This window comes from Massilia sp. CT11-108, assembly GCF_047302915.1.
Classification (GTDB): Bacteria; Pseudomonadota; Gammaproteobacteria; order Burkholderiales; family Burkholderiaceae_D; genus Telluria; species Telluria orientalis.
This window is the reverse complement of the sequence record NZ_JBKYMO010001422.1, coordinates 1-309: the sequence shown is the minus strand read 5'-3', so window position 1 is coordinate 309 and position 309 is coordinate 1. Positions and strand designations below refer to the sequence as shown.

General features: G+C 71.8%; 1 protein-coding gene. It reads right to left on the bottom strand.

Annotated elements, in window-relative coordinates; all coding sequences use genetic code 11:
* A partial coding sequence (locus ACEN88_RS35100) for a hypothetical protein (protein WP_413347040.1) occupies nucleotides 1–261 on the bottom strand: 261 nt, incomplete at its 3' end.
* Nucleotides 262–309 lie beyond the last annotated feature (48 nt).

The following is a 309-nucleotide window of genomic DNA, read 5'->3' as shown; positions in this document are numbered from 1 at the left end:
GGCTGGTTTTTGTTTATACGACACAGCCGGGCCACCGCCGGGGGCGCCCCCCGTGCGTGCCAGCGTGGTCTCGATGGCCGCGCCGATGCGGTCCATGCGCACGGCCGCGCGCCGCACCTGTTCCATCGTCGTCACCAGGCGGTGCGCGAGCGCGCCGCCCTCGTCCGCCGCGACACCTGCACGCGCCACCAGTTCACCCGCCGCGTGCGCGCCGGCGGGGGGGTGGTCGGGCGCCCTAGGCCCCCGCTGGAGCTGGGTCATTTAAACATATTCCGCGGGCGCACCATAGAGATGGTGAGCTCTAGGTGG